17 protein-coding genes are annotated in these 19,112 nt (G+C 67.1%); 10 read left to right on the top strand and 7 right to left on the bottom strand.

Annotated features, from left to right (window positions below; translation table 11 throughout):
* The 5 genes from AB4Y79_RS11725 to AB4Y79_RS11705 form a co-directional block, all read right to left on the bottom strand.
* Positions 1–314, bottom strand: a 314-nt coding sequence (locus AB4Y79_RS11725) for a hypothetical protein (protein ID WP_441861789.1), incomplete at its 3' end; no start/stop codon positions are given.
* Between the two features lie 187 nt (positions 315–501).
* On the bottom strand, positions 502–1,728 hold the full coding sequence (locus tag AB4Y79_RS11720) for an adenylate/guanylate cyclase domain-containing protein (RefSeq protein ID WP_441861787.1): 1,227 nt from the start codon (positions 1,726–1,728) through the stop codon (positions 502–504).
* Positions 1,718–2,314 (bottom strand): PH domain-containing protein, encoded by a 597-nt coding sequence (locus AB4Y79_RS11715; RefSeq protein ID WP_441861784.1) that lies wholly within the window; start codon positions 2,312–2,314, stop codon positions 1,718–1,720. The genes AB4Y79_RS11720 and AB4Y79_RS11715 overlap by 11 nt, the downstream gene beginning before the upstream one ends.
* Positions 2,307–3,215 carry a biotin--[acetyl-CoA-carboxylase] ligase gene (locus AB4Y79_RS11710; RefSeq protein WP_441861781.1) on the bottom strand — a complete coding sequence of 303 codons (909 nt, stop codon included), beginning with the start codon at positions 3,213–3,215 and terminating at the stop codon, positions 2,307–2,309. The genes AB4Y79_RS11715 and AB4Y79_RS11710 overlap by 8 nt, the downstream gene beginning before the upstream one ends.
* 127 nt (positions 3,216–3,342) lie before the next feature.
* Entirely contained in the window at positions 3,343–4,230 is an 888-nt protein-coding gene (locus tag AB4Y79_RS11705; protein WP_441861778.1) for an SDR family oxidoreductase, read from the bottom strand.
* A 215-nt stretch (positions 4,231–4,445) separates the two neighbouring features.
* Here AB4Y79_RS11705 and AB4Y79_RS11700 point away from each other — a divergent pair, with 215 nt between their 5' ends.
* The 4 genes from AB4Y79_RS11700 to AB4Y79_RS11685 all read left to right on the top strand — a co-directional run bounded on the left by AB4Y79_RS11700 (position 4,446) and on the right by AB4Y79_RS11685 (position 9,590).
* Complete coding sequence (locus tag AB4Y79_RS11700; RefSeq protein ID WP_441861775.1) at positions 4,446–6,029, top strand: acyl-CoA carboxylase subunit beta; 1,584 nt, start codon at positions 4,446–4,448, stop codon at positions 6,027–6,029.
* The gene (locus AB4Y79_RS11695; protein ID WP_441861772.1) at positions 6,026–6,268 is read left to right on the top strand and encodes an acyl-CoA carboxylase subunit epsilon; all 243 of its coding nucleotides are present in this window, start codon (positions 6,026–6,028) and stop codon (positions 6,266–6,268) included. Before AB4Y79_RS11700 ends, AB4Y79_RS11695 begins: the two co-directional genes overlap by 4 nt.
* Before the next feature lie 40 nt (positions 6,269–6,308).
* Complete coding sequence (locus AB4Y79_RS11690) at positions 6,309–8,006, top strand: DUF885 domain-containing protein (protein ID WP_441861769.1); 1,698 nt, start codon at positions 6,309–6,311, stop codon at positions 8,004–8,006.
* A 144-nt stretch (positions 8,007–8,150) separates the two neighbouring features.
* Positions 8,151–9,590: a dicarboxylate/amino acid:cation symporter gene (locus AB4Y79_RS11685; RefSeq protein WP_441861766.1), complete on the top strand. Its 1,440-nt coding sequence runs from the start codon at positions 8,151–8,153 to the stop codon at positions 9,588–9,590.
* Positions 9,591–9,720: 130 nt separating this feature from the next.
* Here AB4Y79_RS11685 and AB4Y79_RS11680 read toward each other — a convergent pair whose 3' ends face one another.
* Positions 9,721–10,281, bottom strand: coding sequence for a hypothetical protein (locus AB4Y79_RS11680; protein WP_441861764.1), 561 nt, complete (start codon positions 10,279–10,281; stop codon positions 9,721–9,723).
* Positions 10,282–10,457: 176 nt separating this feature from the next.
* On the opposite strand from AB4Y79_RS11680, the gene AB4Y79_RS11675 reads away from it, so the two are divergent.
* From AB4Y79_RS11675 to AB4Y79_RS11650, 6 genes are all read left to right on the top strand, one after another.
* The gene (locus AB4Y79_RS11675) at positions 10,458–11,135 is read left to right on the top strand and encodes a TetR/AcrR family transcriptional regulator (RefSeq protein ID WP_441861761.1); all 678 of its coding nucleotides are present in this window, start codon (positions 10,458–10,460) and stop codon (positions 11,133–11,135) included.
* Between the two features lie 15 nt (positions 11,136–11,150).
* Complete coding sequence (locus AB4Y79_RS11670) at positions 11,151–13,673, top strand: MMPL family transporter (RefSeq protein WP_441861759.1); 2,523 nt, start codon at positions 11,151–11,153, stop codon at positions 13,671–13,673.
* Between the two features lie 9 nt (positions 13,674–13,682).
* Positions 13,683–14,327 carry a Maf family protein gene (locus AB4Y79_RS11665; protein ID WP_441861756.1) on the top strand — a complete coding sequence of 215 codons (645 nt, stop codon included), beginning with the start codon at positions 13,683–13,685 and terminating at the stop codon, positions 14,325–14,327.
* A 129-nt stretch (positions 14,328–14,456) separates the two neighbouring features.
* Complete coding sequence (locus AB4Y79_RS11660; RefSeq protein WP_441861754.1) at positions 14,457–16,268, top strand: acetyl/propionyl/methylcrotonyl-CoA carboxylase subunit alpha; 1,812 nt, start codon at positions 14,457–14,459, stop codon at positions 16,266–16,268.
* Between the two features lie 17 nt (positions 16,269–16,285).
* Complete coding sequence (locus AB4Y79_RS11655) at positions 16,286–16,723, top strand: YybH family protein (protein ID WP_441861751.1); 438 nt, start codon at positions 16,286–16,288, stop codon at positions 16,721–16,723.
* A gap of 74 nt (positions 16,724–16,797) precedes the next feature.
* Positions 16,798–17,535: a glutamine amidotransferase gene (locus AB4Y79_RS11650; protein WP_441861748.1), complete on the top strand. Its 738-nt coding sequence runs from the start codon at positions 16,798–16,800 to the stop codon at positions 17,533–17,535.
* 51 nt (positions 17,536–17,586) lie between these two features.
* Here AB4Y79_RS11650 and AB4Y79_RS11645 read toward each other — a convergent pair whose 3' ends face one another.
* Positions 17,587–18,996: an MFS transporter gene (locus AB4Y79_RS11645; protein WP_441861745.1), complete on the bottom strand. Its 1,410-nt coding sequence runs from the start codon at positions 18,994–18,996 to the stop codon at positions 17,587–17,589.
* Between the last annotated feature and the right edge of the window lie 116 nt (positions 18,997–19,112).

Raw genomic sequence — 19,112 nt, 5'->3', positions numbered from 1 at the left:
ATATTCGCCGGCGACACCTGATTCAACGTCGAACCAGTCGCATCATCAACAAACACCTCACCGGCATGCTGCAACACATCAAACGTCGTCGACGCCGGCGTCACCGCACCATCCAACACCCGCGAAGGATAATTAAGGCGCCCCACAGCATTCTTGGTCTTGGACACCACCCAGACGCCACCATCATTCAACTCAACCTCAGTGGTCTTAAACCCCGGATACAACACCGCACCCGTCACCACCACCGCCACCACCACACCAAACGCAGTACCGGCGAACCACCGCGAGCGCAGCAGCCGGCGCTTCCAGGGCATGGCTGAAGCAGGGCTTTCAGCGCGCGTTTGGTCCCGACGTTTCATGAAGTGTTATCCCCCGATAGCTCTCTGCCCCTGCCGGCAGCCGGTGTCACTGGACTCCGGGCACCACAACCATACCGCTATCCGCCAACAAGTGGACAAATTGTTTTCGGCCGGCCGGCAGCACCCGGGGCAGGTGCGGCTCCTAGTCCAGGACCAGGCCTTTGCCGCGTCCACGGGTGAGGCGGACCGGTTTGATTTCACCGAACCCGCGGACATTTTCCGGGTCCTGCGGAATCATGACGAACCGCTCGTCGTGCTCCAGGGCGGAGGCGGTCATGGAGTCCACCAGCACGGTTCCCGGGTCGGCGAGTGTGGTCAGGCGGGCCGCCAGGTTGACGGTGGGGCCGTAGATGTCGCCGAGGCGGGACAGGATCCTTCCCCAGACCATGGCCACCCGGGCTTCGGGAAGGATTTCGTCGGCGGTGAAAGCTTCGGCGAGCGCCAGGGAGATCTCGGCGCCGGCGGCTGGGGTTTCGGCGATGTAGAGGACTTCGTCGCCCACGGTCTTGACCAGCCGGCCGCCGCCCACCGAGATGATTTCGGCGCACTTGTTTTCGAACCGCTGGACCAGCCGGGCCAGCGTCTTTTCGTTCATCCGCCGGGACAGGCTGGTGTAGGACACCAGGTCGGCGAAGCCAACGGCGCGGGCCAGAGGCAGCGGGGCGTCGTCCTCGTCGCCCTCGCGGCCCTCCTCGCTGGCCTGGAGGCCGGCCTCGGCGCGTACGGCGAGCCGTTGGACGCCCGCGTTGAGCTGGCGGCGCCAGGAGTAGACGAGCACTTCCTCGAGTGCGTCCACCAGGGCGGGAAGTTCGTTGACGAGGCGCTTGCGGGCGACGGCGTCCGTGACGCCCTGCTCGTGGACCATGTCTTCCACGAGGGCCTCGATCTGCCACACGACCATCCGGTCCGTCATTTGGCCGATGGCGCGCGTGACCGAGATGGCCGCTTCTTCGGTGAGCTTGCCGGCGCGGACCAGGTCCACCATGGTGGACAGGGCCGCCTGGTCGCGTTCGGTGAAGGCAACGTCGTCGTCGCCGAAGTTCGGGAACCCCAGGGCGCGCCAGAGTTTGCGGGCGGAGAGGAGGGAGAGGCCTGCGCCGGCGGCCACTTCACGACGACGGAGCTTGCGTTCCCCGCCGAGGAGCCTTGCTTCCAGGGCTTTCATGGCGAGGCGTTCGGCAGACATGGCGCCGGTAGGCGGGTGCCTGTCCGCGGCGGCTTCCGGTGGTGCGGGTTCGGACGCGGGTGGCTCCGATGCAGGCCGGGTGTCCCCGGCAGCCGGTTCGCCCTGGAATCCTGCGGCGGTGTCGACGGCGGCGGAGCCGGGATCGATGCTGTTGACGCGTTCCTGCTGGTCCTCATCGGTCATCCCGTCCACCTTCTCTCATGTCCTCCGGAAAAGCCCCGGCGGGATAGTACGTCGCGCCCGGCCGGGCCTCAGTGTCGTCCGGCAGTTCCCCGATGGCGTCGAGGATAAAGTCGCGGAACCGGGCAACCTCGGGCACGTCAGGAAAGGTCACCACGCCCTGGTGCCCGGTTTCCAAGGATATATTCCCGGAGCGCACCAACCGCTGAAGCAGGGATTCGTGGACGGTCAGGTTACGCACGGACACCAGGTTCACCTGTTGGTCGCGGCGGTTCAGTACGCCGTACCGGGCCACCATCCGCTGGCTGGTCAGGGTGTAACGGGTGCCTTGCCAGCGGAGCAGCCGCGGCAGGCAGTAGCCCAGCCATACGGCGGCTGCTGCAAGGACGCAGCAGGCGACGAGCCATGACGTCCATTGCCGGCCCAGGGCCGGCGCCACCCGGGCAGCGCCGCCGCGGATGATCCAGGCGCTGGCGAAGGCTGCCAGCGCCGGCGCCAGTACGAAGGCTGCGGCTGCACCGGCCAGTTTCCTGGGCTGGGGGCGGGTGGTGACGATAACTTGTTCCCCGGGAACGAGGCTTCTACGCATAACCGCCTTGGCCGGGTTCTTCCGGTGATGTCCACGGCCGCAGGTGCACTACGTCGCCGGCGGTCACCACGTGCTCCCGCGCGTCGCGGTCCACCACCAGCAGGGAGCCGTAGTCATCCAGCCGGGAGGCGTGTCCAATGATCTCGTGGTCGCCGGGCAGCTGTGCCCGCACCTGCTTGCCGAGCGTAACCATCACGGCCTCCACCCGCTTGTGCAGGGAAGGGCCGCCGGCCAACCCGGCCGTGGGGTCGCCGTCGGCGTTGCAGAAACTGCGGTAGAGGGTGGCGAAATGGGCCAGGTAGCTCTTCAGCAGGGCGGTGCGGTCGGTGGTCCGGGCACCTTCGAGCGCCACCGACGTCGCGGTGGGGACCGGGAGTTCGCGTTCACGCAGGGTGACGTTCAATCCGGTGCCCAGGACGACGGGCGGCACATTGCCGTCCGCCATCGGGCCAAGCTGGGCCAGGATGCCGGCGATCTTCCGGCCGCGCACCAGGACATCGTTGGGCCACTTGAGCTCGGCCGGGATGCCGGCGGTCTCCAGCAAGGTCTCACGCAGCGCAAGGGCGGCGATCAGGGACAACCAGGAGTAGCTCTGCGTGGGGAGCGGGCGGCCGTCCGCGTTGACGGGGCGCAACACCACGGAGACGGACACCGAGCTCAGCGGTGGCGCTTCCCAACGCCTGTCCAGCCGGCCCCGGGCGGCTGTCTGGTATTCGGCGGTCAGGACCGAAAGATCCGGCCACGCCCCGGGTTCCACCGTGACGGCCCGCAGGAGGTCGGCATTGGTGGAACCGGTCGAGTCCACGACGTCGATCCGGGGGATGCCGGTGGCGGAAAGGAAACGCTGGTCTGCCAGGTCCATTCGGTTCAGGGGGGTGCCCGGTACGTGCGCGTCATCCATACCTGAATCCTACCGAGCGAAGCTGAAGACTACCGAGCAGCCTAGAATCCCCCGGGACGGCGCACGGGCCGACCGTACACCTGCCGGCAATGGCGGTGGCGTGTGGACCGGGTGGAAGCAGTCTGTCCTAAAGGAAGATGTCCGGAACCAACTGGTCTTCCGGTGCACCAAGGCTGTAGGGACGGAAGTCCGTGACGCCCGCGGCCGCCAGAACCTGCTCGTCCGTATAGAAGTTGCCTGACGCCGCATCTCCGGCGGCAAGGTGGCTTCCCGTCAGGATGGCGTGGGCGGCATCGGCCATGATGTGCGGGCCCCGGGCGGCCAGCACCATTTTTTCGCCGTGGGGCATGTTGCGGATGGCTGCCGTGTCGATCAGGGTGCACGGCCACAGGGAGTTCACCCGGACGCCGTCGGCTTTCAGTTCCTCGGCCAGGCCCAGCGTGGTCAGGCTCATCCCGTACTTGGCCATGGTGTAGGCGAGGTGTTTCCCTGCCCAGGAGGGGTGCAGGTTCAGCGGCGGGGACAGCGTCAGGATATGCCCCCGCGCCGAGGCCCGCAGCGCGGGGAGCGCGAGCTTGGACAGCAGGAAGGTTCCGCGGACGTTGATGTCCTGCATGAGGTCGTATTTTTTCATCTCGACGGCGTCAGTGGTGGAGAGGTCGATGGCCGAGGCGTTGTTGACGACGACGTCGATGCCGCCGAAGCGTTCCATGGCTGCGGCCACGGCTCCTGCGACGTCCTCGTCCCGGCGGACGTCGCCCACCAGCGGCAACGCCTGGCCGCCCGCCTCTACCAGTTCCTCGGCGGCGGTAAAGACGGTGCCCGCCAATTTCGGGTGCGGATTGCCGGTTTTGGCCAGGAGCACAATGTTGGCGCCGTCCCGGGCCGCCCTCTTGGCGATGGCCAGGCCGATTCCGCGGCTTCCGCCGGAGATCAGAATGGTGCGACCCGCCAGGGAACCAGCCGCCCGGTAGGGGCTCTCGGGCGTCTGCAAAGCCTCATTGCTTGAAGTCATGGGAACACTGTAACCCAACTAAGTTACTGGCGGGTAACATAACGGAGAGGGTGCTGGAACGACAGAAAATTGTAGGTTCCCTACAGCTGCGGGCGCCGAATGCGTCATTAGACTTGCCAGCAGGGTTCGTCTTTTGTGTGGATGCTACTTAAAGCTCCCGCCAATTCGGACCGCCAGCCAACAGAACTGACTTGCTACAGAGCCGGAGACACTTGATGAGCCACGATCTGACAACGACAGCGGGAAAGATCGCAGATTTCCGCGACCGCCAGGCGCGTGCCGCACAGCCCTCCGGCCCCGAGGCCATCGAAAAGCAGCATGCCCGCGGCAAAAACACCGCCCGCGAACGCATCGAACTGCTGCTGGACGAAGACTCGTTTGTTGAATTCGACGCCCTCGCCGTGCACCGCTCCACGGCCTTCGGCATGGAAAAGAAGAAGCCGCTGGGCGACGGCCTGGTCTCCGGCTACGGCACCGTTGACGGCCGCCTGGTGGCCGTCTACAGCCAGGACTTCAGCGTCTACGGCGGATCGCTGAGCCAAGTCAACGGCGAAAAGATCGTCAAGGTCCAGGAATTCGCACTCCGCAACGGCTGCCCCGTGGTGGGCATCCTGGACGGCGGCGGCGCACGCATCCAGGAAGGCGTGGCGTCCCTGGCCATGTTCGCGGACATCTTCCGGAACAACGTCCACGCGTCCGGCGTGGTGCCGCAGATCTCGCTCATCATGGGCCCCTCCGCCGGCGGCGCCGCCTACTCCCCCGCCCTCACCGACTACGTGGTGATGGTGGACAAGACCTCCCACATGTTCATCACCGGCCCCGACGTCATTAAGACAGTCACCGGCGAGGACGTGGACATGGAAACGCTGGGTGGCGCCCGGCAGCACAACGCCACCACCGGAACGTCCACCTACCTGGCCTCCGACGAAACCGACGCCATCGAGTTCGTGCGCGAACTGCTGGACTTCCTGCCCTCCAACAATCTCTCGGAGGCACCCGTGCTGGGACACCAGCAGGAGCTGGAGGTCGACGACGACGACCTCGCCCTGGACGCGCTGGTTCCGGACTCCGCCAACCAGCCCTACGACATGCGGGCCGTCGTCGAACAGATCGTCGACGACGGGCACTTCCTTGAGATGCAGGCACTTTACGCACCCAACGTGATGATCGGCTACGGCCGCGTGGAGGGCCATACGGTGGGCATCGTTGCCAACCAGCCGCTGCAGTTCGCCGGCACCCTGGACATCGCCGCATCCGAAAAAGCGGCCCGGTTCGTCCGCCACTGCGACGCCTTCAACATCCCCATCATCACCCTGGTGGACGTTCCCGGCTTCCTTCCCGGCAAGGACCAGGAGTTCCAGGGCATCATCCGGCGCGGCGCCAAGCTCCTCTACGCATACGCCGAGGCCACCGTCCCCAAGCTCACCGTCATCACCCGCAAGGCCTACGGGGGCGCCTACATCGTGATGGGCTCCAAGAAGCTTGGCGCCGACCTGAACCTGGCGTGGCCCACCGCGCAGATCGGCGTCATGGGTGCCCAGGGTGCCGTTAACATCCTCTACCGCCGCGACCTCGCCGCCGTAGCGGAAGATGGCGGGGACGTCGAAGCCCGCCGCGCCGAGGTCATCCGGCAGTACGAGGAAGAACTCCTCAACCCCTACCAGGCGGCAGAACTGGGCTATGTGGACGCCGTGATCGCCCCCTCCGAGACCCGCGTCCAGATCATCAAGGGCCTGCGGGCACTGCGCGACAAACGCGCCAGCCTCCCCGCCAAGAAGCACGGGAACATCCCGCTGTGACGTCCGGTCAAGAGCCGGTGGTTCAGCCTGCCGAAACCCCTGCCGCTCCGCTGCTTTCTGTCGTCAAAGGACAGCCGAACGCCGAGGAGCTGGCCGCACTCACCGCCGTCGTCCTTTCCCTGGGCGGGGAAAGCCCAGCCCCCGCCAAGTCCCCCAGCGTGCGGCACTGGGTGCGGCGGCAGCAGCTTCGACTCGCCCCCACCCCCGGGCCGGGAGCGTGGAAGCGCAGCCACAGCTGACCTTCCCCACCCGGTCCGCCCAGCCGGGTAGTCTCGGAATGTGACTACAGACACCGCACCCGCCGCGCGCCCGCATACCCGCATCGACGCCGTCGCTGACGCTTACACGGACACCCTGATCAGGCTCAACCCGACATTCGCCACCACCCTTGGCCTACAGGGCCATGAGACGGAATACCAGGACTTCTCCCCCGCAGGCATCGCCGGATTCGCCGAGGCCGCGCGGGACGCACTGGCCTCACTGGAGGGCCTGGAGCCGGAAGACGACGTGGACGCCGTCACCCTGGATGCCATGCGGGAGCGGCTCGGCCTGCAACTGCTGATCCACGCCTCCGGCTGGGAGTACGCCGAACTGAACAACATCGCCTCCCCCGCGCAGGACATCAGGGCCATCTTCGACCTCATGCCCACCGCTACCGGGCAGGACTGGGAACACATCGCCGGCCGCGCAAGCAACGTGCCGGCCGCCATCAGCGGCTATATCGAATCCCTGCGCATGGCCCGGGACGCCGGCCGGGTGGCCGCCGCCCGGCAGGTGCGGATCGTCATCGAACAGGTGACCAAGTACGCGGCAGCAGACGGATTCTTCGCCAAGCTGGCCGCCGGTGCAGCCACCGCTGACGGGCCGCTGCCCGCGGCACTTCAGGACAAGCTCGACGCCGGAGCCGGCGCCGCCCGCAGCGCCTACGCCGGGCTGGCAAAGTTCTTGCGCACCGAACTGCTCCCGGCCGCGCCTGAGAAGGACGCCGTGGGCAGGGCACGTTACGCACTGGCTTCCCGCTCATTCCTCGGCGCCGAAGTGGACCTCGAAGAAACGTACGCCTGGGGCGTCCAGGAACTGGACCGCCTCATCGCCGAACAGGAACGCGTTGCCGCCACCATCAAGGCCGGCGCCACCATCGCCGAAGCCAAGGAAATCCTCAACGACGATCCCGCACGGCAGTTGAAAGGCACCGACGCACTGCAGGCATGGATGCAGGACCTCTCTGACAAGGCCATGGCCGGTCTCGCCGGCGTGCACTTCGACATCCCGGATGTCATGAAGACCCTCGAATGCCGGATCGCCCCCACGGACGAGGGCGGCATCTACTACACCGGCCCGTCCGACGACTTCAGCCGCCCCGGCCGCATGTGGTGGTCCGTCCCCGCCGGCGAGGACACCTTCACCACCTGGGCCGAAACCACCACCGTCTACCACGAAGGCGTCCCCGGCCACCACCTCCAGGTAGCCACCGCCACCTACCGGCGCGAACTCCTGAACAACTGGCGCCGCAACGTCTGCTGGACCTCCGGGCACGGCGAAGGCTGGGCCCTCTACGCCGAGAAACTCATGCAGGAACTCGGCTACCTCACCGACCCCGGCGACCACATGGGAATGCTGGACATGCAGCGCATGCGGGCCGCCCGCGTCGTCTTCGACATCGGCGTGCACCTCGAACTGGACATGCCCGAACGCTGGGGAACCGGCACCTGGACCGCCGACAAGGGCTACGGCTTCCTCAAGGAAAACCTCCCCATCAGCGAAGGCCAGCTCAACTTCGAGTTCACCCGCTACCTCGGCTGGCCGGGCCAGGCACCCTCCTACAAAGTGGGCCAGCGGCTCTGGGAACAAATCCGCGCCGAACTTGAGTCCCGGCCGGGGTTCGACCTCAAGGAGTTCCACACCAAGGCCCTGGTTGAGCCTGTCGAAACCCCCTCGGTTTCGACAGGCTCAACCACCGGGGGTGCGAGACATTAAGCACACCCTTGCCGGGAATATGTAACACAAGCCGCTGCCTGCCTTGGTTTTCAGGGGTTTTGGAGCGCCGGGCGTAATTGCGGCTGCGTAATATTTCTCAATATTCTTTCGACGTGGTATGCGGTGCAGGTCTAGCTTGTTCTGGTGACCACTCAGACAAGCACCCCATCCTCCGCGGGGAAGACCGGATTCCAGTTGCCCAGGTGGGCGGCCTCCTTCGGCTTCCAGATCATTGCCGCCCTCGTCGTGGGCCTTGGCCTCGGCCTGCTGGCCAAGTACACCGGCAGCACCAAGGCCAACCCGAACGCCCTCGGCGCCACGCTGCAGACCATCGGCTCGAGCTACGTCTCGCTGCTGCAGACCGCCGTGGTTCCGTTGATCTTCACCGCCGTCGTCAGCTCCATCTCCAACCTGCGCCAGGTGTCCAACGCTGCCAGGCTGGCATGGAACACGCTCCTGTGGTTCGCCATCACGTCCCTGATTGCGGTGCTGATCGGCATCGGCCTGGGCGTACTGCTGCAGCCCGGCGCCAACACCGGCATCACCGAGGAAGCCAAGTACACCGGCAAATCCGGTGACTGGTGGGCGTTCCTCGTAGGCCTCTTTCCCAAGAACTTCCTGGGCCTCGGCGCCAGTTCCACCGTTGGCGACTCCGGCGCAGTCACCACCTCGGTCAGCTTCAACGTCCTGCAGATCCTGGTGATCGCCATCGCCGTCGGCGTTGCGGCCCTCAAGGTTGGCAAGGCCGCTGAGCCCTTCCTGAACCTGAACGCCTCGGCCCTTGCCGTCATCCAGAAAGTGCTGTGGTGGATCATCCGCATCGCCCCGCTCGGCACCATCGGCCTGATCGGCAACGCCGTCGCAGTCTACGGCTGGGACACCATCGGCTCGCTCGGCAAGTTCGCCGTCGCGATCTACGTTGGCCTGGCCCTGGTGCTGTTCGGGGTCTACCCCATCCTGGTCCGCAGCCACGGCCTGTCCATCAAGCAGTACTTCTCCGGTGTGTGGCCTGCCGTCCAGCTGGCCTTCGTGTCCCGTTCCTCGGTGGGCACCCTGCCGCTGACCCAGCGCGTCACTGAACGCAGCCTGGGCGTCCCGCGTGCCTACGCTTCCTTCGCAGTGCCGCTGGGTGCCACCACCAAGATGGACGGCTGCGCCGCCATCTACCCGGCCGTGTCCGCGATCTTCGTGGCCCAGTTCTTCGGTATCCACCTGGACTTCAGCCAGTACGTGCTGATCGCCCTGGTCTCCGTGCTGGGCTCCGCAGCGACCGCCGGCACCACCGGCGCCGTGGTGATGCTGACGCTGACCCTCTCCACGCTGGGACTGCCGCTGGCCGGCGTCGGGCTCCTGCTCGCCATCGACCCCATCCTGGACATGGGCCGCACCGCCGTGAACGTTGCAGGCCAGGCCCTGGTTCCCACCATCGTGGCCAAGCGCCAGGGCATCCTGGACGAGTCGCTGTACAACGCACCGCGCAACGGCACCCCGTTCGTGGATGACAATAACGCCGCAGCCGGTGGGCCCACCGACGGCACCAGTGCGGACACCGCTCCGCGCGAACTGCAGGACGCCAAGGCGTAACCAGCAGCCCCGCAGCACGAAGTCCCCCGGGAAATTTTCCCGGGGGACTTCGTGCTGTTTAAGGACTCCGTACTGTTAGGGGCTTCTGCCGGTCAGGGGAACCATGGTTCCGCCGGGCCCGGGGCTTCGGTCAGCGCCCGCCACCGCCGATCACGCCGTTCTGGACCGCTTTGGTTACGGCATCGGCTTCGGCCTGCGTCAGCTTTCCGTCGGTGACAGCCTTATCCAGGCGGGTCTTGAGCTCTGCAGCGTGCTCAGACTGCTCATCGCTGCGGATCTCCTGGAGGGCGGCCGTCACCTTCGACTCGTCAATTCCCAGCGCGTCGGCCAGCGACTTCGCAAGCGCTGCCTCGCGGGCGGCCGGGTCCGGCTTCTGGCCGTCAGCCGGGGCGGTGGGCTTGTTGGCTTCGCGGAAGGCCTTCAGCGCGTCCTGGACCTTGGCCTGGTCCACTCCGAGCTTGGTGGCCAGCGCGGCAGCCTGGTCTTCGCCGTGGCCGCCGCGGCCGCCGTGCCTGTGCATGCCACCGGGGGCGGCGCCGTTGCCTCCGTCAGTCGAGGCGCTTGAGCTGGCGCTGGGCGTGGGAGTTGGCGTCGTGGTGGTTGCGGAGGCCATGCCGGCCACTCCGATACCGGCGCCAAGGACCAGCGCAGCCGCTGACAGGCCCAGGGTCATCTTCTTGGTACGTGACATCTCTCGTCTCCTGATTCGCCGTCCTGCGACGGCTGTAGGTTTATGCCTCTCTCACCGAGACCCCTCAAGCATCCACCGACAGGTTCGGGAAAGGCTGTTGGGAACCTTTCGTTCTCCTGTGAATCCGAACCGGAATTTACTTGCATGTAGTGCAAAGTTGCACGTAGTGTAATCACGTGCCAACCACCCTCCCCTCCCCCGACGACCAGCAGGCACCGCAGTCGCGGCGGGAGTTGAACAAGGCAGCCACCAGGCAGGCGATCACCGACGCCGCCCTTGGACTGCTGCGCGCCAAAGGCCCGGGAAACTTCACGGTGGAGGACATTGCCGACGCCGCCGGAATCTCGCGCCGCACCTTCTTCAACTACTTCAGCAGCACCGACGCGGCCTTGGCGTCCATCGTGCACGGGTTCCTGGACACCGCCATCCAACAGTTGCGGCTCCGCCCGGCAGAGGAGCCTATGCTCGAATCGGCCCAGGCGGCCCTGGTGGCCCTGGCCGATCCCAAAGCCGTCGCTCCGCTGGCGGAACTGTTCACCCTGACCCAGCAGAGCCCGCTGATGGCCCACTCCGAACTGGAGGCATGGGACCACTGCAGGGCGCAGGTCTTCGCCGTCGCCCGCGAGCGCCTCGCCGGCACGCCGGGCGAGCAGGACGAGCTGTATGTCCATGCCTTGGCCGGCTCCATCATCTCCTGCGGCAAAGCCGCCATGGAGGTCTGGTTCAGCAGGCGGGGCCCGGACCTCACGGCAGGTTCCCTGACCGAGCTCCGCCAACTGCTGATTGATTCGATTGCCCTGCTGGGCACAGGCTTCACCCCCGCCGCTTCACCTTCCGCTACCCGTTCCTCCTGATCAGATCGGTTCCGCATGGCACTCCTCCTCTACCGCCTTGGCAAGTTCTCCTACCGCCGGCGCTGGCTTGTCATCTCCTTGTGGCTCGCCGTGCTGGTGGCCGTCGGCGGCTCGGCCGCAGCATTCCACGGCACCCTGTCCAACAACTTCCAGATCCCTGGAACGGAGACCCAGCGGATCGCTGACAAGCTCAAGCAGGACCTCCCGTCCGCCTCCGGCGGCAGCGCGACGATCGTGTTCGAAGCCCCGGTCGGCGGCTTCACGGACCAGAGCCGCGCCGCCGTCACAGACGCGCTGAAGAAGCTCCAGACGCTGCCCGAGGTCCGCGGCACGGTTGACCCGTTCGCCACCCAGGCCCAGGTAGACCAGGCCGCCAAGGCGATCACGGACGGTGAACAGCAGCTGGCAGCCGCCCAGGCACAGCTCGACGCCTCCCGGGCCCAGCTGGACGCCGGCAAGGCGCAGCTGGCCGCGGCCGAGCAGCAGCTCACGGCCGCCGGGGCGCCGGCAGCAGTGATCGACGCCCAACTCGGCCAGCAGAAGGCGGCGCTGGCGGCAGGCCAGGCCAAGCTCGACGCCGGCACCCGGGAACTGGCGGCCAACAAGGCCAAGCTGGAGCTCGGCAAACGCCAGGCGCAGGCGGCATCCGCCATCCGTTTCGTCTCCGAGGACAACCAGGCCGCCGTCGCCCAGGTCCAGTTCAACACCTCCATCAACGGGCTGGGCCCGGCGGTCCGGAAACAGGTCCAGGACATCGCCCATGAAACATCATCAGCCGGCGTCAAGGCGCTGGCCAGCAAGGAAATCACGGAGGACATCTCGGCCCTGTTCGGCACAGCGGAGATCGTGGGCATCGCGGTCGCCGCGCTGGTCCTGATCCTCATGCTGGGTACCCTGATCGCCGCCGGGCTGCCGCTGCTGATGGCCATCATGGGCGTCGGCGTGGGCGTGGGCGTCACCTTTGCGCTCTCCGGCCTGTTCGACATGAGCTCCATCTCCCCCATGCTGGCCCTCATGCTCGGCCTCGCCGTCGGCATCGACTACTCGCTGTTCATCGTCAACCGGCACCGCACCCAGCTCCTGGCCGGCATGGACGCAGAGGAATCGGTGGCCCGGGCCAACGGCACCTCCGGCAACGCGGTGGTCTTCGCCGGCCTCACCGTCATCATTGCCCTCGCTGCCCTGGTGGTCCCCGGGCTGCCGTTCCTCACCGTCATGGGCCTTGCGGCGGCGGGGACCGTGGCGGTGGCCGTGCTCGTGGCCATCACGCTGACCCCCGCCATGCTGTCGCTGATCGGCCGCCGCATCATCTCCCGGCGGGCGTGGGCCAAGGCCGAGGCGCACAACGCCGAGCCGGGCCACGAAGCCGCGGACCTCGCCACAGACCGGCAGCGCAGCACGCGCGGTTGGGGCGGACTGGTCACCCGGCACCCGTGGGTTGCCCTGGTGGCCGGCGTCCTGGTGCTCGGCACCCTGGCACTCCCGGCCACCCAGCTGCAGCTGGCCCTGCCGGATGGCGGCTCCGAGCCTGTGGACTCAGAGGCCTACCAAGCCTATGACCTGACGGCGCGCAGCTTCGGCGAGGGTGTGACGGGCCCAATCGTGGCGGTGGGCGAATTCCCCGCCAACCTGGACGCAGCCCAGGCGCAGAAGCTGCAGTACGACATCGCGGACAAGCTCCGCGCCGTGGACAACGTGGTGGCCGCCGTGCCGGTGGCCCTCAGCGAGGACCGCCGGACCGCCGTGTTCCAGGTCATTCCCAAGGAAGGCCCCGCCAGCGCGAGCACCGTCAAAGTGGTCGCTGAACTGCGGGGACTCAACGGCGAAATCCAGTCGGACTACGGCGTCGCCATGGGCCTGACCGGGCAGACGGCGGGCAACGTGGATGTCTCCACCAAGCTCGGCGCCGCCCTGCCGCCCTACCTGGCGATCGTCGTCGGGCTTTCCCTGGTCCTGTTGCTGCTGGTGTTCCGCTCCATCGTGGTCCCGCTGCTGGCCACCGGCGGGTTCCTGCTGTCCCTGTCGGCGGCCTTTGGCGCGGTGGTGGCGGTGTACCAGTGGGGCTGGCTGGGGGGTGTGTTCGACGTCGCCAACCCGGGCGCCGTGCTCAGCTTCCTGCCCATCATCCTGATCGGCGTGCTGTTCGGGCTGGCCATGGACTACCAGGTGTTCATCGCCTCCGGCATGCGCGAGGCGTACATGCACGGCTCCGAGGCCAAGGAAGCTGTCCGGGTGGGCTTCCGGCACGCAGCCGCCGTGGTGACAGCCGCTGCGATCATCATGGTCAGCGTGTTCTCCGGCTTCATCTTCAGCCACCTCACCATGGTCCGGCCGCTGGGCTTTGCCATGGCCTTCGGTGTCCTGTTCGACGCCTTCGTGGTCCGAATGACCATTGTCCCGGCCGTGATGTACCTGCTGGGCGCCAGGTCCTGGTGGCTGCCGCGGTGGCTGGACCGGATCCTGCCGGACGTGGACGTGGAAGGGGCCAAGCTCAACCGTGGCCCGGCCGCTCCCGCCCCGGGCGAACTGGTCCACTAGGCTGAAGCCGTGCACCATCTGATTCTCGCGTCCCAGTCCCCCGCCCGCACCAAGCTCCTGGCCGAGGCCGGCATCCGGCACACGGTCCTGGTGTCCGACGTCGACGAGGCCGCTGTCCAGGAGCGGTACGGCGTCACCGACCCGCACGACACCGCACTGCTGCTCGCGAGGGCCAAGGCCGTGGCCGTGGCGTCGCTGCCTGAAGCGGAGGGTGCCCTGGTGCTGGGCTGCGATTCCGTCTTCGAGTTCGACGGTGAGGCGCACGGCAAGCCCTACACGGCCGACGTCGCCCGGGACCGGATGCTCCGGATGAGCGGCAGCGCGGGGGTGCTGCACACGGGCCATTGGCTGGTGGACTGCAGGGACACGGACGACGACGGCAGCCGCGGCCGCGGTTCGGGCGCCACGCTCGGCGCGGTCGCCTCCGCAGAGGTCACCTTCATGGACATGGAACCGGCGGAAATCGACGCCTACATCGCCACCGGCGAGCCGCTGCACTGCGCCGGTTCGTTCACCATCGACGGCCTGGGCGGCGCCTTCATCCGGAAGGTCGACGGTGACCCGCACGCCGTCGTCGGCCTGTCCGTCTCCACCCTCCGGGGCCTTCTTGCCGCCGCCAATGTACGCATCACGGATCTCTGGCCCGCGCGGTAAGACCTTCATTTTCGGGATGCCTTGTAGCTTCCCTACAAAGGAAGGCTGGTTTACACGCGGATTCCGCAAGTAATATCGGCGGAACCCTCAAAACCGCGCTAGGCTCCCTGAAGGAAAGAAGGAGACGCCTTGTCAGCAAATTTGGAGCAGTCCGCAGGTCCCACGCAGTCGACGACCCTCACAAAGGTGCTGATCGCCAACCGCGGGGAAATCGCCGTCCGCATCATCCGTGCGGCCCGGGACGAAGGCATCGCCTCGGTGGCCGTCTACGCCGACCCGGACCGCGATGCGCTCCACGTCCGGCTCGCTGACGAGGCATATGCCCTGGGTGGCACCACGGCCGCCGAGTCCTACCTGGTGATGGACAAGATCATCGACGCCGCCCGCCAGTCCGGCGCCGACGCGATCCACCCCGGTTATGGATTCCTGGCCGAGAACGCCGAATTCGCCGCCAAGGTGATTGCCGCCGGCATCACCTGGATCGGCCCCTCCCCCGAGGCCATCTCCGCCCTGGGCGACAAGGTGCAGGCCCGTCACATTGCCGAGAAGGTCGGCGCCCCGCAGGTCCCCGGCACCGCCGATCCGGTGGAATCCGCCGAGGAAATCCTCGAATTCGTGGACAAGTTCGGCCTGCCGGTCGCCATCAAGGCAGCCTTTGGCGGCGGCGGACGCGGCATCAAGGTGGCCCGCACCCGCGAGGAAATCCCCGAACTCTTCGAGTCCGCCGTCCGCGAAGCCACCGCCGCCTTCGGCCGGGGCGAGTGCTTCATTGAGCGCTTCCTGGACGCCCCCCGCCACGTCGAGACCCAGTGCCTGGCCGACGCGCACGGCAACGTCGTGGTGGTCTCCACCCGCGACTGCTCCCTGCAGCGCCGCAACCAGAAACTCGTGGAGGAAGCCCCGGCCCCGTTCCTCACCGCGGAACAGAACCAGCGGCTCTACGAATCCTCCAAGGCCATCCTCAAGGAGGCCGGCTACCTCGGCGCCGGCACCTGCGAGTTCCTGGTAGGCCAGGACGGCACCATCTCCTTCCTCGAAGTCAACACGCGCCTCCAGGTGGAGCACTGCGTCTCCGAGGAAGTCACCGGAATCGACTTGGTCCGCGAACAGTTCCGGCTGGCCCGCGGCGAGGAGCTCGGCTACGGCGACCCCGAGGTCCGCGGCCACTCGATCGAGTTCCGCATCACCGGCGAGGACCCGGGCCGGAACTTCCTGCCCTCCCCCGGCACCATCACCACCCTGAAGAACCCGACCGGCCCCGGCGTTCGGGTCGACTCCGGCGTGGAGCAGGGCGACGTCATCAGCGGCAACTTCGACTCCATGCTCTCCAAGCTGGTCGTCACCGGCGCCAGCCGCGCCCAGGCCCTGCAGCGCTCCCGCCGCGCACTGGAGGAAATGGTGGTGGAAGGCATTCCCACCGTCATTCCGTTCGACCTCGCCGTGGTCAGCAACCCCGACTTCGCCCCGGCCGAAGGGCCGTTCAAGGTCCACACCCGCTGGATCGAAACCGCCTTCGTCAACGACATCCCCGCCTGGACCCCGAGCGGCACTACGGATGAAGAGGCCGACGCCGGCGAACGCCAGCGGGTCGTCGTCGAGGTCGGCGGCAAGCGCCTGGAAGTGGTCCTCCCGGCATCCCTGGGCACCCCCGGAACCGCAGCAGCCGCGGGCAAGCCCGGCAAGTCGAAGAAACGGTCCCGGTCCGCCGGCCTCGCTGCCGCTACCGGCAACGCCCTTACCTCCCCTATGCAGGGGACAATCGTGAAGGTCGCTGTTTCCCACGGTGACGTGGTGTCCGAAGGGGACCTGGTGGTGGTCCTGGAGGCCATGAAGATGGAGCAGCCGTTGACGGCGCACCGTTCCGGCACCATCACCGGGCTGACCGCGACGGCGGGCGAAACGGTGTCCGCGGGCGCCATAATCGCCACCATCGAAGACTAGAAAGCGCTGCACCGGCCATGCTTGCACCAAGTTTCCAGGAAGAAGTGGACCGCTACCACCAGGCGGTTCCCGAAATCACCCGGGGCAACCCTGCTCCCATCAAGGACCTGTACTCCCGGCAGGACGACGTCACCCTCGCCAACCCGTTCGGCGGCATCGCCCGCGGCTGGGCGCAGGTGGAGGCCCGGCTTGACCAGGCGGCGCGGCAGTTCCGCGACGGCGAGATGCTGGGCTTCGACACCGTCACCTCCTACACCGCCCGCGACACCGCCTACCTCGTGGAAACCGAGCATTTCCGGGCACGGCTGGATGCCGCGGCCGCCACGGAGGAATTCGCGCTGCGCGTCACGAGCATCTTCCGCCGCGAGGAAGGCTACTGGAAGCTGGTGCACCGGCACGCCGACCCCGCGGCCCGGCCCCAGTCCCGCCGTTCCTTGACCCAGCCCGGCGCCTGACCCTTGGCGAAACCCTGCCGGCACGGACACGTCCGGTGCTGGCAGGGGCCCGCGCCAACAGGCAGACTTAGCAGATGCTGCCTTTCCTGCTTCTCGCTTCCCGGGCCGAGGACGCCGCCGCCGAGGACGAGTACGCCGCCTACCTGAGGTATGGCGGCCTGGAGGAGCGGGACCTGCACCGGGTACGGCTTGAGGCAGCACCGCTGCCCGCACTGGACCTTTCGCAGTACTCCGGCGTGATCGTCGGGGGCAGCCCGTTCACTTCCAGCGACCCGCCCGCGGACAAGAGTGCGGTCCAGCACCGGGTGGAACGGGAGCTTTCAGGCCTCCTGGACCAGGTGGTGGCCCTCGACTTTCCGTTCCTGGGCGCCTGCTACGGGGTGGGAACCCTTGGCACGCACCAGGGCGCGGTGATCGACCGGACCTACGGGGAACCGCTGGGAGCGGTGGAGATCGAACTGACGGACGCCGGACTGCAGGATCCCCTGCTGCACGGGCTCCCCCGGATGTTTACGGGGTTCACCGGCCACAAGGAGGCCGTCAGTTCGCTGCCGGGGAACGCCGTCCTGCTGGCGCGCTCCGCAGCGTGCCCGGTCCACATGTTCCGCATCAAGACCAACCTCTATGCCACCCAGTTCCACCCCGAACTGGACGCCGAGGGACTGGTGACCCGGATCGATATCTACCGGCACGCCGGTTACTTCCCGCCGGAATCCGCCGAAGAGCTGATGGCGGCCGCGCGCCGGTTCACCGTGACCGAGCCAATGACCGTCCTGAAGAACTTCGTGGCCCGCTACGCCCGCGGGGCATGAAAAAGCCCGGCGGGCCGGATGGCCGCGCCGGGCATTGTGGCGTAGGAACTGTCAGGCCACGTTGTTCTCGTAGTCGAGGTCGCGGGTTTCGCGGGTGAGGAACAGCGCGATCAGGGTCAGCACGGCCATGGACGTCAGGTACACGCCGACCAGGACGGGGCTGCCCTTGGCCGCTTCCCACAGCGCGACGGCGATGAACGGCGCCACCGCCGCACCCAGGATGGACGAGAAGTTGTAGCTGATGGCAGAGCCGGTGTAGCGGACGTTCGTGGGGAACAGTTCCGGCAGCAGCGCCCCCATGGGCCCGAAGGTCAGGCCCATCAGGGAGAAACCAAGGATCAGCAGGCCCATGGTGCCCGCGAAGCCGCCGCTGAACAGCGGGACGAACAGCAGGCCGAACACGAAGATGCGGGCGGTGACCGCGAGAAGCATCTTGCGGCGGCCGTACTTTTCGGCCAGGGGTCCGGAAACCAGGGTGAAGATGCCGAAGAAGACGACGCCGGCGATCAGCATCCACAGGAAGTCGTTGCGGGTGTAGCCCAGGCCGGGAACGAACGCGGCAGCGGCAGCCTCAGTCATGGGCTTTCCCGCCTTTTCGGCGGCCGCCTGCGCACCGGCCAGCGTGGGCTTGGTGCCGTAGGTAAGCGTAAACGTGGTCATCAGGTAGAAGAGCACGTAGGTGGCCAGCATGATGAACGTGCCCAGGATCAGCTGGCGCCAGCTGGACTTGAAGACACGGCCCAGCGGAAGCTTCGCGACCTCGTTGGATTCCACCACCTTGGTGAAGGCGGGGGTTTCGATCAGCTTGAGCCGGACATACAGGCCCAGGATCACCATGACGGCGCTGAGCAGGAACGGCACGCGCCAGCCCCAGGCCTGGAAGGCCTCCGGCGTCAGCGTGTAGCTGGCCACCAGGAAGATGACGTTGGCGATGATGAAGCCAATGGGGGCGCCCAGCTGCGGGAAGGTGCCATAGATGGCCCGCTTGTTGGCGGGGGCGTTTTCCGTGGCCAGCAGGGCCGCGCCGCTCCATTCGCCACCCAGCGCCAAGCCTTGGGCAAAGCGCATGATCACCAGCAGGGCCGGTGCCCAGAATTCCCAGCCCGGTACCAGGGCCGTAGGGAGGCAGCCGATCAGGAAGGTCGCAATGCCCATGGTCAGCAGCGACGCTACCAAGGTCCCCTTGCGGCCGAACTTGTCACCGAAGTGGCCGAAGATGATGGAGCCGAGGGGGCGGGCGACGAACGCAACGCCAAAGACGGCGAAGGAGCTCAGCAGCTGGGTGGTCTCGTTCTGGCCCGGGAAGAAGAGCTTCGGGAAGACGAGCACGGCCGCGGTGGCGTAGACGTAGAAGTCGTAGAACTCCACGGTGGTGCCGATCAGGCTCGCCACGATGACGCGGCCGCGGGAGTTCACCGGCTGGTGCGCACCAGGCACCGTGGTGGTATCGGGGGATGACATAGGTAAACGCTTTCGTGAGACCGGCCGGGCGCAGGCGGGGACGCCTCCCGGCTCGAATAGTTAGAGTTCGATCTTACTTCGCCACGTCCAGTCAATGGACGAATCGTCCAATATCC

Source organism: Pseudarthrobacter sp. YAF2 (genome assembly GCF_052113345.1).
In the GTDB taxonomy this organism is placed as follows: Bacteria; Actinomycetota; Actinomycetes; order Actinomycetales; family Micrococcaceae; genus Arthrobacter.
The sequence above is the reverse complement of the archived record's forward strand: the minus strand, read 5'-3'. Positions and strand labels throughout refer to the sequence as shown.